The following is a 15,278-nucleotide window of genomic DNA, read 5'->3' on the forward strand; positions in this document are numbered from 1 at the left end:
CACGTGGATGTTCAGCCCTCGCCGAGCAGGATGCGTTCCAGCGCCTCACGGTCCGGGAGGTCGGGCGGGCGGACCACCTCGCCGCTGCGGACGTACAGGAAGGCGGCGGTCACGGCGGACAGCGGCAGGCCGTGCTGCTCGGCCCAGGCGAGGCGGTAGACCGCGAGCTGGAGCGGGTCGGCGGTCCGGCCGCGGCCGGTCTTCCAGTCGACGATCTCGTAGCTGTCGCCGTCCGCGCCGCTGTGCCGGTACACCGCGTCGATGCGGCCGCGGACCACCCGCCCTGCGAGGGTCAGCTGGAAGGGTGCCTCGACGCGGTGCGGGGTGCGGTGGGCGTACGGGGTGCGTTCGAACGCCTCCTTGAGCGCGGCCAGATCGCGCTCATCCGCGATCTCCGCGTCGGCCGTGTCGTCGTCGGCCCCGCCGGGTAGCTCGTCGAGTCCGAGGAAGGGCAGCGGCAGCTCCTCGAAGCGCGACTCGACCCAGGCGTGGAAGCGGGTGCCGCGGCGCGCGGCGGGCTGCGGGGGGCGGGGCATGGGCCGGGCGAGGTCCTGTGCGAAGCCGTCGGGGTCCGCGGCCAGCCGGAGCAGCTGGGAGGTGCTCAGGGCGGGCGGTACGGCCACGTCCCGTACGGTCGCGCGGGCCCGCCGCAGCTCCCCGGCCAGCGCCTCGAGGTCCCGGTCCCAGGAGGCGACTGCCCGCGCCTCTTCCGGCGAGAGCCCGGCGGAGGGGTGCGCCCCGGCCTGTACGGAAGGGCCGGCGCCGGGCCCGTACGGTCCGGGCCCGGCGGTCCTGAGCTCCCCGGCGCCCTGTACCGAGGGGTCGTCGGCGGTCCCGTACGGTCCGGGCCCGGCGGTTCCCCGCTCGCCGGCGTCCGACGGGGCCGCGCCGTGACCAGGACGGGCGGGATCGTCGGCCGGGCGCGGCCGCCCCTGGTGCGGCACGCGGGGGGCCCCGGCGCCTCCCCCGGGCGCGCGCACGGGGGTCGCCGACAGGACGTCCGGGCCCCCTGACGCGTACGACTGGCCGGCCGCCGGGCGCTCCTCGGCCGGTGCCCTGCCCCCGGCGGGCGCAGCGACGCCTGAATCCGCTGTGGAGCGGAGCGGCACGGTGGAGCGGGGCAGCGCAGCGGGGCGGTCGGACGACCACGCGTCCCAGTCACCGGGGTCGGTGTCACCGTCCGGAGCGTCCTCCTCAGGTGGCGGGGCGAAGTCCGGGTCGTCCTCGGGCGGAAAGAGCACCTCGGTGCGCTCCGGGTCGTCCTGGGGCGGAAACGGCTCCGGATCGCCCTCGGGCAGAAACCGGTCCGGTTCGTACGCATGGACGGGCATCGTTCCCCGTTCCGAGGGGCGCGGGGCGGAGTTCCCGTCCTCAGGGTGCCCGGAACCGCCGGAGTCCGGCGCCACAAGGACATCGACGGATCCGGAACGCCCCCGGCTCTCATGGCGAGTACCGGCAGGCATCCCCGCGTCCCCGGGGGCCCCCACGGGCGCTCCCGTGTCCCCGTCGCTCCGCATGAGCCCGTCCAGGTGCGCCAGCACCGTGTCCGCGGCGCGGCGGCGCATGGCCAGGGCCTCCTCGTCCAGCGGGAGCGGCCACGCCCGGTCGGCGGACGACTTCTCCAGGGCCGGGTTGTCGGCGCCCTCCTCCGGTGGGTCGGCCCATGCCTCGATCTCGCCGTATCCCTTTTCGCAGTGCTCGCGCAGCGCTTCGAGGAAGTCGGACGGCCCACGAGGCCTCTTCTGGGCAGGCCCCCACCAGTGACCGGAGCCGAGCAGCAGGGAGCGGGGACGGGTGAAAGTCACGTAGCCGAGGCGGAGTTCCTCCGTCGCCTGGTGGTCCTTCATCGCTGCCTTGAAGGCCGCCATCCCAGCACCGTCCCACTCCCCCATCTCCGGCAGGGTCACGGCGTCGCCGCGCAGCGCGTGCGGCAGCACCTTCGCATTGGAGGTCCAGGACTCGCGGGACCGCTCGCTGGGGAACTGTTTGGCGACCAGCCCCGGGACGGCGACGACATCCCACTCCAGCCCCTTGGACTTGTGCGCGGTCAGCACCTTGACCGTGTTGTCGCCGCCGGGCAGGGCGTTGTCCAGGCCCTTCTCGTACTGGACGGCCGTGCGGAGGAAGCCGAGGAAGGCCAGCAGTGTGGCCTGGCCGTCCAGAGCCGGACTCCCCTGGGCGAACGCCGCGGCGATGTCCAGAAAGTTGCCGAGCGTCTCGCGGCGCCGTGCGGCCAGCGCGTGCGGGGAGGCGGACAGCTCGACCTCCAGGCCCGTGGTGGCCAGCACCCGGTGGAGCACGTCCATGAGCGGGTCCGCGAGGGAGCGCCGCAGGTCGCGCAGCTCGGCCGCGAGCCGCGCGAAGCGCACCCGCGCCTCGGCCGAGAAGGGCAGTCCGTCGTCGGTCCCGTCGGCCACCAGGAAGGTGTCCAGGGCATCGGCGAGCGAGACGACCTCGGCCGGGTCGACGCCCGCGACGGCCTCCGCCAGCCGCCGGTCCGGATCGGAATCCGCGCCGCCGGCGCCCTCCGCGCCGTGCTGGACGAGCGTCCGGGCGCGGCGGCCGAGCAGCGCCAGGTCTCGGGGGCCGATCCGCCAGCGCGGGCCGACCAGCAGCCGGACCAGCGCGGCGTTGGCCGTCGGGTCCTGGAGCACCTCGCACACGGCGACGAGATCCGCGACCTCGGGCAGGTGCAGCAGCCCGGACAGACCGACCACCTCGACGGGTACGTCCCGGGCCACCAGCGCGCCCTGGATCTCCGCGAAGTCGGTTGCCGTACGGCACAGCACCGCGATCTCGCCGGGCGGGGTTCCGGTGCGGACCAGATGGGCGATCGAGTCGGCGAGCCACACCAACTCCTCGGCGTGGGTGGGCAGCAGGGCGCACCTGACGGCGCCGTCCCGCTCCGCGCCCGGAGCGGGGCGCAGCGCCTCCACGCCCGCGTGGAGCGCGCGCAGCGGGGTCGCCAGCCGGTTGGCGAGGTCGAGGAGGAGGCCGCCGCTGCGACGGTTCTCGCTGAGCGCGAAGCGCTCCGCCGGGCGGCCGTCGGGGTACGGGAAGTGGTCCGGGAAGTCGTCCAGGTTCGCCACGGAGGCACCGCGCCAGCCGTAGATCGCCTGGCAGGGGTCCCCGACAGCGGTGACGGCGTGCCCGGTGCCGCCGCCGAAGAGGCCCGCCAACAGCAGCCGTTGGGCCACCGAGGTGTCCTGGTACTCGTCGAGAAGGACGACCGTGAACTGCTCGCGCAGGATGCGGCCGACCTCGGGATGGGTGCGGGCGAGGGTCGCGGAGAGCGCGATCTGGTCGCCGAAGTCGAGGAGTTCGCGGCGGTGCTTCTCGGCGCGGTACGTGCCCACGAGCTCGAGGAGTTCCAGCCGGGCGCGGGCCGCCTCCGGTGCCTTGCGCAGATCGGCGTTGCCCAGTCTCGCGCCCTCCAGGCTGCGCAGGAGCGCGGTGTCGTACGTGTGCAGCCGCTCGGTGGGGACGAGGTGCTCGGAGAGCTCGGAGTCGAGGGCGAGGAGGTCCTCGACGAGGGCAGGCAGGGACTTGGTGAGCGCCGGGTACGGCCCGGGGGCGGTGCGCAGCACGCGCGCGGCGAGCTGGAAGCGGGTGGCATCGGCGAGCAGCCGGGCGGTGGGTTCGAGCCCTATGCGCAGCCCGTGCTCCTTGAGGAGCTGGCCGGCGAAGGCGTGGTACGTGGAGATCCGCGGCTCGCCGAGCGTGGCCTCGGCCTCGGCCGAGGGGCCTGCCGAGGCGTCCGCCGACGGGTCCGCCGCGGAGCCCCAGAGGTCGCCGTCGGGGTCCGTGACTCCCGCCGCGACCAGGGCCTTGCGGACCCGCTCGGACAGCTCGCCCGCGGCCTTGTTGGTGAAGGTGAGGCCGAGCACCTGCTCGGGTGCGACCTGTCCGGTGCCGACGAGCCATACGACGCGGGCGGCCATCACCGTGGTCTTTCCGGAACCCGCGCCGGCCACGATCACCTGCGGAGCGGGCGGCGCGGTGATGCAGGCCGTCTGCTCGGGGGTGAACGGGATGCCGAGGAGCTCTTTGAGCTGCTCGGGGTCGGTGATGCGCGCTGCCACCCGAGTGAGGCTAACGGCCGCCACCGACAGCGCAGGTGCCGCGGGTTCACCTCACAGCTCTTACTCCGCGCCCCGGTAGTCCACACCCCCGCACTCCACGCCCCGTTGGTTCACTCCACCACGTGACGCCCCTCGGGCTGTGCGGTGCAGGAGTTGCGGAAGTCACAGTGCCGGCAGTGCTGCCCGGTGCTGGGGGCGAAGCGCTCGTCCAGGACCCGGCCCGCGGCGGTGGCCAGGAGATCGCCCGCCCAGTCGCCCTCCAGGGGCTCCTGGGTCTGGAGGGCGGGGAGCCGGTCGCCGCCCTCCTTCTGCGGGGCACCCAGCCGCAGATGGACGAGCTCCGCGCCTCCCGGCTCGGGCGTCCGCCCCCCGAACGCGCCGTCAACCGCCCCTTCGCGCACGGCGAGCTGGTAGACGGCCAGCTGCGGATGGCGGGCGACCTCGGGGCCGGTCGGCTTGGCCTTGCCGGTCTTGAAGTCGACGACGTAGGCGCGGCCCTGGGCGTCCGTCTCGACGCGGTCCATGCTGCCGCGGATGCGTACGGAGTAGGCGTCGGCCTCCAGCGTCACATCGAAGTCGTGTTCGGTGGCGACCGGAGTCCGGCCGGCGCGGTCCATGACGTGCCAGCTCAGGAAGCGCTCCAGGGCGGCGCGGGCGCTCTCCTTCTCCTGCTGCGACTTCCAGGGCGCGTCGAAGGAGAGTGCGTCCCACACGGAGTCCAGGCGCTCCATGAGGACCGCCAGATCCGCGGGGGTACGGCCGGAGGCGACCTCGTCGGCCAGCACGTGCACGACGTTGCCGAAGCCCTGGGCGGCGGTGGAGGGCGTGTCGGCCTTCACTTCGCGTCCCAGGAACCACTGGAGCGAGCAGGTGCTGGCCAGTTGTTCGAGCGCGCTGCCGGACAGGGCGACCGGGTGGGCCGGGTCGCGCAGCGGCACCTCGCTGTGGGTCGGTTCGTACAGGCCCCACCAGCGGTACGGATGCGCCGCGGGCACCAGCGGCTGCCCCGCCCCGTCGCCGGTGCCGTCGTCGTCCCGCAGGGCCGCCAGCCGGGCCAGCCGCCGGGCCGCGGCGTCGCGCAGCGCCGGAGAGACCGCGGGGTCGACGGTGGTGGCGCGCAACTCGGCGACCAGCGCGGCGACGGAGAGCGGGCGGCGAGGACGGTGGGCGACGTCGACCGGATCGACACCCAGCTCCGCGAGGAAACGGGACGGCTGGTCGCCGTCCTCGGCCGGCGCCTTGACGGCGGTGACGACGAGCCGCTCCTTCGCGCGCGTGGCAGCGACGTAGAACAGCCGCCGCTCCTCGGCGAGCAGGGCGCCGGGGGTGAGCGGTTCGGCGAGGCCGTCCCGCCCGATGCGGTCGGCTTCGAGGAGCGAGCCGCGCCGCCTGAGGTCGGGCCAGAGGCCTTCCTGCACCCCGGCCGTCACGACGAGCCGCCACTCCAGGCCCTTGGAGCGGTGGGCGGTCATCAGCCGTACGGCGTCCGGGCGGACGGTGCGGCGGGAGAGGTGGTCGGCGGCGATGTCCTGGGCGGCCAGCTCGTCGAGGAAGTTCAGGGCGCCCCGGCCTCCGGTGCGCTCCTCGGCGCGGGCGGCGGTCTCGAACAGGGCGCACACGGCGTCGAGGTCGCGGTCCGCGTTCCGCCCGGCCGCACCGCCGCGACGGGCCGCGCGCTCCAGCCGCTGCGGCCAGGGCGTGCCGTCCCACAGTTCCCACAGTGCCTGTTCGGCCGTCCCGCCCCCGGCGAGCAGTTCGCGGGCCTTGCGCAGCAGCGCTCCCAGCCGCTGGGCCCCGCGCGCGTACGCCGGGTCGTGCGCCGTGAGCCGCTCGGGCTCGGCCAGCGCCTCGGCGATGAGCACGTCGGACGGACGCGGTACGAGGGGTGCCGCGCGAAGCGGCGCTTCGGGCAAGGGGTGGCTCCCGGCGGCGGGCCGGACGGCGGCGCGCTCCTCGTCGCGCAGCGCACGGCCGAGGCGGCGCAGATCGGAACCGTCCATGCCGCCGAGCGGCGAGTTGAGGAGGCTCATGGCGGTCTCGACGTCGATCGCGGGCCGTTCCGGACGGCTGTTCGGACTCTGCCCGGACGCCGGCCCGGACGTCGCCCCCAACGGGGCCTCGTCGGCGGGACTGTGCAGGGCGGCGGTCGCCGCCGCCTTCAGGGCCGCGAGCAGCGGCGCGACCGCGGGTTCCTCACGCAGAGGCAGGTCGTTGCCGTCGACCTCCACCGGGACGCCCGCGGAGGTAAGGGCACGGCGCACGGAGGGGATCGTGCGCCCCCCGGCTCGTACGAGCACCGCCATGTCGCGCCACCGCACGCCGTTCTCCAAGTGGGCACGTCGCAGGATGTCGGCGATGTTGTCGAGTTCCGCGCCCGCCGTCGGATACGTGAAGACCTCGACGCGCCCGCCGTCCCGTACGGCCGCGAGGTCGCGGTGCGCGCGGAGCGCGTCCGCCGGCAGCCTGGTCAGCGGCATCCGGCGGGTGATCAGCCGGGTGGCGGTCAGCAGCGCTGCGCCGGAGCGGCGGGAGGTGCCGAGCACCTCGACGTCCGCCGGCTTGCCGTCCGCCCGCCGGAAGTCGTGCGGGAACTGCAGGATGCCGTTGACGTCGGCGCCCCGGAAAGCGTAGATCGACTGGTCCGGGTCGCCGAAGGCCACCAGCGGGCGGCCCGCCCCCGCCAGCGCGTGCAGCAGCCGTACCTGCGCCGCGTCGGTGTCCTGGTACTCGTCGACGAACACGGCGTCGTACCGCATGGCCAGTTCCGCCGCGACCTGCGGGCGCCCGGCAAGCAGCACCGCCCGGTGCACCAGTTCCGAGTAGTCCAGCACCCCCTGGGCGTCCAGCACATCCAGGTATTGCGCCAGGAACGAGGCCGCCGCCCCCCAGTCCGGCCGCCCCGTCCGCGCCGCGAAGGCCCCCAGCGCGTCCGGCCCGAGGCCCAGCTCCCGGCTGCGCGCCAGCACCGCGCGTACCTCGTCGGCGAAGCCCCGCGTGGTCAGGCAGGCGCGCAGTTCGTCGGGCCAGCTGACGGCGGGACGCCCCTCCCGCTCCAGCTCGGCCTCTCCGGCGAGAAGTTCCCTGACGACCACGTCCTGCTCCGGACCGGACAACAGCCGCAGCGGGTTCACGAAGAGCTCGGTGTCCTGGTGGGCCCGGACGAGCGCGTAGCAGTACGAGTGGAAGGTCGTCGCCAGCGGTATGCCGACCCGTCCCCCGCCCATCCGGGTGGCCATCCGGTCCCGCAGCTCCACCGCCGCCTTGCGGCTGAAGGTGAGGACGAGAATCCGCTCCGGGTCGGTGCCCTTGGCGACCCGCTCCGTGACCGCCTCCACGAGCGTGGTCGTCTTGCCCGTACCCGGTCCGGCGAGAACGAGCAGCGGGCCGCCGGCATGGTCAACCACCGCGCGCTGACGTGCGTCCAGAACAGGAGGGTCCACCGGCCCCGGCGGGGTACGCACCAGCCGGTACGCGCCGGAGGCCGACGGTCGTACCTGCCGGTGCGGCGAGGGGGAGGAGAAGGAGGAGCTCACGTGGGTCGCCGGTCCTGGTGGGTGTACTGGTTGCCTTGCTGGTCGAGCGGCTGTAGGGGCCGCGCACGGCCGCCGGGGTGCCCCGTGCCGACGGCCAGGGGCGCATGATGAGTGTGCTGCGAGCTGCCGACGGTACGCCCGGGGTGGCACGGGCCGCAGCGCGTCCCGTCTGTCACTCCGGCACTCCGGAAGCCCCTCGAAATACTCCTTACGGGCTCTCGATCACCTCTTTGGCCGCCGAATGGCGGAAGCTGTCAGATATGAGCTCCTTCGTCCGCGCCGCCGCCCGCGCCACCGTCCCAGCGGGCCCGGGCCATGTCGATCTTCGGCAGACGGCCCGCGGCCGAGCGCGCCGCCGTACGCAGCGGGGTGCCCTCGGCCCGGTAGTGGCCCAGAGCACGCTGCTCGTGGCCGGGCAGCAGCACTCCGTCCACGCGGACGACACGCCACCACGGCACGGCGCCGCCGTAGAGCGCCATCACCCGTCCGACCTGCCGGGGGCCTCCCTCACCGATCCATTCGGCGATGTCTCCGTACGCCATGACCCGTCCGGGCGGGATCAGCTCGGCGACTTCCAGGACCCGCTCCGCGTACTCCGGCAGCTGCTCCGCCGACACGCTCTCCCGACTCATCCGGCCCATCCTGCCGCACGCCACCGACAGTGGGCACGACCGGTCACGGAGCGAGCACGGCGCCGCCCCGGGGCGGGCTTTCCGCATCCCGCGCCCCCGAAATGCACCCTGATGCCCCCCTGCGGTGTCGGGCCGTGCCACCATCTTCCGGGCGGTGACTGGTGATACGAGATCAAAAAGAGACGGCAGGGCAGCAGGGCGCAGAGCCTCCGCAGGAGGGGGACCGCACTTCTGAGGCGCCGTCGCGCCCGGAAAACGATGTGCCACCGCCGCCGGAAGCCGGGCCGCCGCGCCGGGATGAAGCGCCGTCGGAACCGGACGGGACAACCCCGCGGCAGGACGGCACCGCGCCCCGCACCGACGACACACCGTCGCAGTCGGACAACAGTGCGTCGCCGCCCCCGGAGAGTGGTCCAGCCGATCCCTCGCGCCGGGAGAGCGATCCTCCCGATACCTCGCACCCGGACAGCGATCCTCCCGATACCTCGCACCCGGACAGCGATCCTCCCGATACCTCGCACCCGGAGGACAGAGCGTCCGGCCCGCCGCGCACCGAGAGCGATTCACCTGCCACGAAGCCCACGGAGACCGGCCCTCCGCATCCCGAGGAGGGGGAGGGCGGCGCAACAGCCCGCCATACCTGCGACCCCGCCGACTGCGACGGGGACGATATCCACGTCGACCAGGTCTCCGGGGACGAGCCCCTGCTCCCCGCGCGCGTGCACCGGCCCTCCGACCTGGTCCGCCTGCTGCTCGGTGTCCTCGGCATCGCGGTGGTCCTCGCCATCGCCACCTTCGCGCACGGCACCACCGAAGGGCTCGAGAAGGACATCGGCAAGGGCGCGGGACAGGCGCCACCGCTGCTGATCAGCTTCGCGGGCTTCGCTTCCAGCGTGGCCGTGCTGATCGTCCCCGTCGCCTTCGCCATCGAGCGGCTCATCAAGCGCGACGGCCTGCGGATCGCCGATGGCGTCCTCGCCGCCGTCCTCGCGCACGGTGTGTCCCTGGCCACCGATCTGTGGGTCGCCAGGGCCGCCCCCGACTCGATCCAGGACGCGCTGACCCAGCAGAGTCCGGGCGGCGACATCACCGACCCCGTACACGGCTATCTCGCGCCCGTCATCGCCTATATGACGGCGGTCGGGATGTCCCGCAGACCGCGCTGGCGCGTGGTGCTGTGGGCCGTGCTGTCCCTGCAGGTGTTCGCGGTCCTCGTCGGCGGCTTCGCCACACCGTTCTCGATCATCGTCACCGTGCTGATCGGCTGGACGGTCGCGTACGGGACCCTCTACACCGTCGGCTCCCCGAACGTACGGCCGACCGGCCAGAACCTCCTCGGCGGGCTGCGCCGCGTCGGCTTCCACCCGGTGAGCGCCCTGCGCACCGAGGAGGACCCGGACGCCGACAGCCTGGACCGCGGCCGCCGCTATCTCGTCACCCTCGAGGACGGCCCCCCGCTCGATGTCACCGTCGTCGACCGCGAGCAGCAGGCGCAGGGCTTCTTCTACCGCGTTTGGCGCCGGCTGGCGCTGCGCGGCATCACCCAGCGCCGCAGCCTCCAGTCGCTGCGCCAGGCCCTGGAGCAGGAGGCCCTGCTCGCGTACGCGGCCATCGCCGCCGGGGCCAACGCACCCAAGCTGATCGCCACCTCCGAACTCGGCCCGGACGCGGTGATCCTCGTCTACGAGCACACCGGGGGCCGCACCCTGGACGCATTGCCGGACGAGGCGCTCACCGACGAGCTGCTGCGCAGTACGTGGCGGCAGGTTCAGGCACTGCAGTCGCGGCGCATCGCGCACCGCAGGCTGGTGGGGGACGCGCTCCTGGTGGACCGGGACGGTGCGGTCGTGCTGACCGATCTGCGCGGCGGCGAGATCGCGGCGGGCGATCTCGTGCTGCGCATGGACGTTGCCCAGCTGCTCACCACGCTGGGCCTGCGGGTCGGGGCGGAGCGGTCGGTCGCCGCCGCCGTCGACATCATCGGCCCGGACGCGGTCGCCGACAGCCTGCCGCTGCTCCAGCCGATCGCCCTCAGCCGCAGCACCAGTGCCACCCTGCGGCATCTCGCCAAGGAGCGGGCGCAGCGCGAACGGGAAGCGGTGCTGGAGGCGTCCCGTGCCGCGCGGGAGGAGCACGGCGACGCCACCTCGGCACCCGACCGCAAGTCCCTGCGCGCCGAGAAGAGCGCCGAGAAGAAGGCGATCGACGAGGCGATCGAGGAAGCCCGCGAAGAGGATCTGCTGGCGCAGATCCGGCAGCAGATCCTGCTGATCCGGCCGCAGGCGCCGGTCGAGCCGGCCCGGCTGGAGCGGATCCGGCCGCGGACGCTCGTGACCTTCATCGCGGGCGCCTTCGCCGCGTACTTCCTGCTGTCCCAGCTCACCCACGTCAGCTTCAAGGACGTCATCGCCGAGGCGAACTGGTACTGGGTCGCGGCCGCCCTGGCCTTCTCGGCGCTGAGCTATGTCGCCGCCGCGCTCCATCTCCTGGGCTTCGTGCCCGAGAAGGTGTCCTTCGTCCGTACGGTGCTGGCGCAGGTCGCCGGGTCGTTCGTGAAGCTCGTCGCCCCGGCGGCGGTCGGGGGCGTCGCCCTCAACACCCGGTTCCTGCAACGCTCGGGCGTACGGCCGGGGCTCGCGGTGGCGAGTGTCGGCGCGTCCCAGCTGGTGGGCCTGGGTGGAAACATCGTGCTGCTGCTGACCTTCGGCTATCTCACCGGGACCGAGCGCACACCGTCGCTCTCGCCGTCCCGGACGGTGATCGCGGGGCTGCTGACGGCTGCGGTGCTGGTGCTGATCGTGACGGCGGTACCGGCGCTGCGGAAGTTCATCTCCACGCGGGTGCGGTCGCTGTTCGCGGGCGTGGTGCCGCGGATGCTCGACATCATGCAGCGGCCGCAGAAGCTGCTGACCGGCATCGGCGGGATGCTGCTGCTGCCGCTGGCGTTCGTGATGTGCCTGGACGCGTCGATCCGGGCGTTCGGCGGCGAGCTGAGCTACGCGAGCATCGCGCTCGTCTTCCTCGCGGGCAACGCGCTGGGGTCGGCCGCGCCGACGCCGGGCGGTGTGGGGGCCATCGAGGCCACGCTGACGCTGGGGCTGATCGCGGCCGGGCTGCCGAAGGAGATCGCGACGCCCGCCGTGCTGCTGTTCCGGCTGATGACGTTCTGGCTGCCGGTGCTGCCGGGCTGGCTCTCCTTCACCCACCTCACCCGTAAGGAAGCGATCTAGGACACCGCCGGGGCCGCCGCCAGTGCGGCGGAGCACGGTCCCATCCACCCGTCCGCACGTCGGGCCGTACGCACGTACGCACGTCGGGCGATACGCACCTCCGCCGGCCCGCCCACACGGACGATCCCACCAACGGCTACTCATCAGCCAGGAGACTCGACCAATTCTGCTTGCAGCTGCGCCATAACAGCCCGTACATTGCCGCACATGCGGTCCTATACCATCGGTCAGGCAGCAAGGCTCCTCGGCGTCAGCCCCGACACCGTCCGCCGCTGGGCGGATTCCGACCGGATCTCCACCCGCAGGGACGAGGCCGGCAAGCGGTTGATCGAAGGCCCCGACCTCGCGGCCTTCTCGGTCACGCTCGCCGCCGAGGCGAACTCCGCCGACGCCGACGAGGAGCCGTACACCACCGCGCGCAACGCCTTCCCCGGCATCATCACCGCCGTCAAGCTCGGCGATGTCGCGGCGCAGGTGGAGGTGCAGGCCGGCCCGCACCGACTCGTTTCGCTGCTCACCCGCGAGGCCGTCGAGGAGCTGGGACTGGCCGTGGGCATGGAAGCCGTGGCCCGGGTGAAGTCCACCAACGTCCATATCGACCGCGCCTGAGACCGAGCCCGCCGACGCGACCTGCCCGAGCCGAACAGCGGCGCCCAGCGCGTCAGCCGTCTGGAGAAGCCCGATGCCCCGAACCCTGACCCGCCGTGCCGCGCTGCCCGCTCTCGCCGGGGCCCTGCTCCTCCCTCTCGTCGCAGGCTGCGGCGGGGACGGAGGCGACGAGGACGGAGTCGCGAAGAGCGGCGGGAAGACCGGTGAGGCGGACGCGCGGTCGACGACGCTGACCGTGTTGGCCGCGTCCTCACTCACGGATGTCTTCAAGAAGGCGGGGGCCGCGTACGAGAAGCAGCACCCGGGCACCAAGGTGCGGTTCTCCTTCGCCGGCTCGCAGGAGCTGGCCGCCCAGGTGCGGCAGGGCATCGGGGCCGACGCCCTGGTCACCGCCGACAGCCGAACCATGGACTCCCTCGGGGGCGAGACGGGCGACCCGACCGTCGTCGCCAGGAACCGGCTCGCCATCGCCACCGCCAAGGGCAACCCGGAGAACGTCAAGGGTCTGGCCGATCTGGACAGGGCCGGGCTGAAGGTCGTGCTCGCCGCCCCCGAGGTGCCGGTCGGCCGCTACGGCAGACAGCTGCTCGACCAGCAGAAGATCGAAGTCAAGCCCGTCTCGCAGGAACCGAACGTCCGGGCCGTGCTCAGCAAGGTCACGCTGGGCGAGGCCGACGCGGGCCTGGTGTACGTCACGGACGCGGCAGCCGCGAAAGGCAAGGTCTCGACCGTGACCGTCCCGGACCGCCAGAACGCGGTCGCGTCCTACCCGGCCGCGACGCTCTCCGGTTCGAAGCACGCCGCGCAGGCCGCGGACTTCGTGAAGTGGCTCAGCTCCGACGCGGCGCAGAAGCTGCTGCGTGAGGCGGGGTTCCAGCAGCCGTGACCTCGATAGGCCCGGGGGCGCGTACGTCCCGGGACGAGCCCCCCGCTCGCCGGACGCGCGGTCGCACCAGTCGCTCGGCTCCTCCTCTACGGGGCACCCCGGTCGCGCTCGCTCTCCCGGCGCTTCTCGCCGTCGCGTTCCTGCTGGTCCCCCTCGCCGGGGTGCTGGCCGGTACGCCCTGGGACGAACTGCCCCGGCGGCTGGGCTCCCCCGCCGTCACCGAGGCCCTGACGCTCTCGCTGTTCGTCTCCGGCTGGGCCCTCGCCCTCTCCCTGCTGCTCGGTGTGCCGCTCGCCTGGCTGCTCGCCCGAACGGACGTTCCCGGCAGGTCCCTGCTGCGGTGCCTGGTCATGCTGCCGATGGTGCTGCCGCCGACGGTCGCGGGCGTGGCGCTGCTGCAGGGATACGGACGCCGGGGCCTGCTCGGCGGCGTCCTCGAATCATGGTTCGGCGTGACGCTGCCCTTCTCCACGGCGGGCGCTGTGGTCGCCTCCGCTTTCGTCTCCATGCCGTTCCTGGTCATCAGCCTGGAGGGCGCGCTCGCGGGGCTCCACCCACGCTACGAGGAGACGGCGACCTCGCTCGGCGCGTCGCCGCTGCACGCGTTCCGTACGGTCACGCTGCCGATGGTGGCGCCCGGGCTCGTCGCTGGAGCAGCCCTCTGCTGGGCGCGGGCACTGGGCGAGTTCGGGGCGACGATCACCTTCGCGGGCAACCTGCCGGGGACCACGCAGACGTTGCCGCTCCAGGTGTACTTGCTGCTCCAGCAGGACCCGGAAGGCGCGACCGCGGTCTCCCTGCTGCTGCTGGTGATCGCGACGACGGTGCTGATCGCTCTGCGGGGGAGGTGGCTGAGCGGCGGCGGTGCGGTCCGGCGGGAGCACTCGCGCCGCACTGCCGACGCACACGCGCCGACGGCCGCCCCAGCGGGTGGGACGACCGTCGGCAGCGAGCGGGAGACCGGCGGGCCCGGGCCGGTCATGGCTCAGAACGTGGCCGGACCTACCCGTAAGGACGCGGCGGACGGCCCGGCCCCGGAGGCAACCGGTCCCTCCGGCACGTCCGGCCCCTCCGGCACCTCCGGCCCCTCCGGCGCTGAGCAGGACGGTCCCGGAGCGGCCGAAGGCACGAAGGCGGCACACCGCCCGGCCCCAACCGCGAGCACGACAGAACAGCCGTACGACCCCGCCCCCACGGACAAGGCGCCGCAGCAGCCCACGGACGCCGCGTCCTGGCCGCTGGCCGCCACCGTCACCGGCTGGACCCAGGTCTCGCTCGACGCCCTCCCCGGCACCACCATCACCGTCGTCGGCCCCAACGGCGCCGGAAAGACGACCCTGCTGCGCGCTCTCCTCGGACTCACCCGGCGCGCCCACACACAAAGGCTGGTGCTCGGTGAGGAGGACGTCTCCGGCTCACCCCCGCACCAGCGCGGCGTCGCCTGGGTACCCCAGGACGGCGCGCTGTTCCCGCATCTGACCGCGCTCTCCAATACCGCCTACGGGCTGCGCGCTCGGGGTGTTCCCAAGGCCGAGGCCCGGCGCGAGGCCGCGGACTGGCTGGACCGGCTCGGTGTGGGCCACCTCGCCCACCGGCGCCCTGGTCAGCTCTCCGGCGGGCAGGCACAGCGTGTGGCGCTGGCCCGGGCGCTCGCCGTCCGGCCGCGGCTGCTGCTGCTCGACGAACCGCTGGCCGCCCTCGACCAGACGACCCGCGCGCAGGTACGCCACACCCTCCGCGGCCATCTCACCGGCTTCCCCGGCGTCTGCCTGATCGTCACGCACGACCCCGTCGAGGCGGTCTCCCTGGCGGACCGGGTACTCGTCCTGGAGGAGGGCCGTACGGTCCAGTACGCGCCGCCGGCCGAGGTCGCCCGGCATCCGCGCTCACCCTGGGTGGCCCGGATGCTCGGCCGCAACGCCTGGCCGGGCGCCCCGAAGGGCGACCGCCTGGAACTCGACGGCGGGGGAAGCCTGGTGGCGGCCGAACCGCTGGCGCCCGGCACCGCGGCCGGGATCGCCGTCGTGGGGCCGGAGGCCGTGTCCCTGCACCGCGAGCGGCCGACCGGCAGCCCCAGGAACGTCTGGCCGGGCACGGTCCGCGAGATCACCGCACAGGGGGGCCGGCTGCGCGTCCTGGTCACCGGGGAGCCGGATGTGGTGGCCGAGATCACCCCGTCCGCGGCGGCCGAACTGGGTCTCGCGGAAGGCATCGAGGTCTGGGTGAGCGTGAAGGCGACCGAGGTCACCCTGGTCGCACTGTGACGGAACGCACGTACGTAGGCCTCCGAGAATCCGCCACGCCCT

The 15,278-nt window shown here is 73.8% G+C and carries 7 protein-coding genes; 4 read left to right on the top strand and 3 right to left on the bottom strand.

Annotated features, from left to right (window positions below; genetic code table 11):
• Positions 1-11: 11 nt before the first annotated feature.
• The 3 genes from ABZW18_RS16815 to ABZW18_RS16825 form a co-directional block, all read right to left on the bottom strand.
• Positions 12-4,082 carry a UvrD-helicase domain-containing protein gene (locus ABZW18_RS16815; protein WP_356187927.1) on the bottom strand — a complete coding sequence of 1,357 codons (4,071 nt, stop codon included), beginning with the start codon at positions 4,080-4,082 and terminating at the stop codon, positions 12-14.
• A 110-nt stretch (positions 4,083-4,192) separates the two neighbouring features.
• Positions 4,193-7,615 carry an ATP-dependent DNA helicase gene (locus tag ABZW18_RS16820; protein WP_356187929.1) on the bottom strand — a complete coding sequence of 1,141 codons (3,423 nt, stop codon included), beginning with the start codon at positions 7,613-7,615 and terminating at the stop codon, positions 4,193-4,195.
• A 254-nt stretch (positions 7,616-7,869) separates the two neighbouring features.
• The gene (locus tag ABZW18_RS16825; RefSeq protein WP_356187931.1) at positions 7,870-8,256 is read right to left on the bottom strand and encodes an MGMT family protein; all 387 of its coding nucleotides are present in this window, start codon (positions 8,254-8,256) and stop codon (positions 7,870-7,872) included.
• Positions 8,257-8,918: 662 nt separating this feature from the next.
• Here ABZW18_RS16825 and ABZW18_RS16830 point away from each other — a divergent pair.
• The 4 genes from ABZW18_RS16830 (at position 8,919) to ABZW18_RS16845 (ending at position 15,236) form a co-directional block, all read left to right on the top strand.
• Positions 8,919-11,477 (top strand): lysylphosphatidylglycerol synthase domain-containing protein, encoded by a 2,559-nt coding sequence (locus ABZW18_RS16830; protein WP_356188010.1) that lies wholly within the window; start codon positions 8,919-8,921, stop codon positions 11,475-11,477.
• Positions 11,478-11,684: 207 nt separating this feature from the next.
• On the top strand, positions 11,685-12,086 hold the full coding sequence (locus ABZW18_RS16835) for a helix-turn-helix transcriptional regulator (protein WP_356187933.1): 402 nt from the start codon (positions 11,685-11,687) through the stop codon (positions 12,084-12,086).
• Between the two features lie 73 nt (positions 12,087-12,159).
• Entirely contained in the window at positions 12,160-12,972 is an 813-nt protein-coding gene (modA, locus tag ABZW18_RS16840) for a molybdate ABC transporter substrate-binding protein (RefSeq protein WP_356187935.1), read from the top strand.
• 140 nt (positions 12,973-13,112) lie between these two features.
• The gene (locus ABZW18_RS16845; RefSeq protein ID WP_356188012.1) at positions 13,113-15,236 is read left to right on the top strand and encodes an ABC transporter permease; all 2,124 of its coding nucleotides are present in this window, start codon (positions 13,113-13,115) and stop codon (positions 15,234-15,236) included.
• Positions 15,237-15,278 lie beyond the last annotated feature (42 nt).

It is taken from the genome of Streptomyces sp. NPDC004647 (genome assembly GCF_040609575.1).
In the GTDB taxonomy this organism is placed as follows: domain Bacteria; phylum Actinomycetota; class Actinomycetes; order Streptomycetales; family Streptomycetaceae; genus Streptomyces.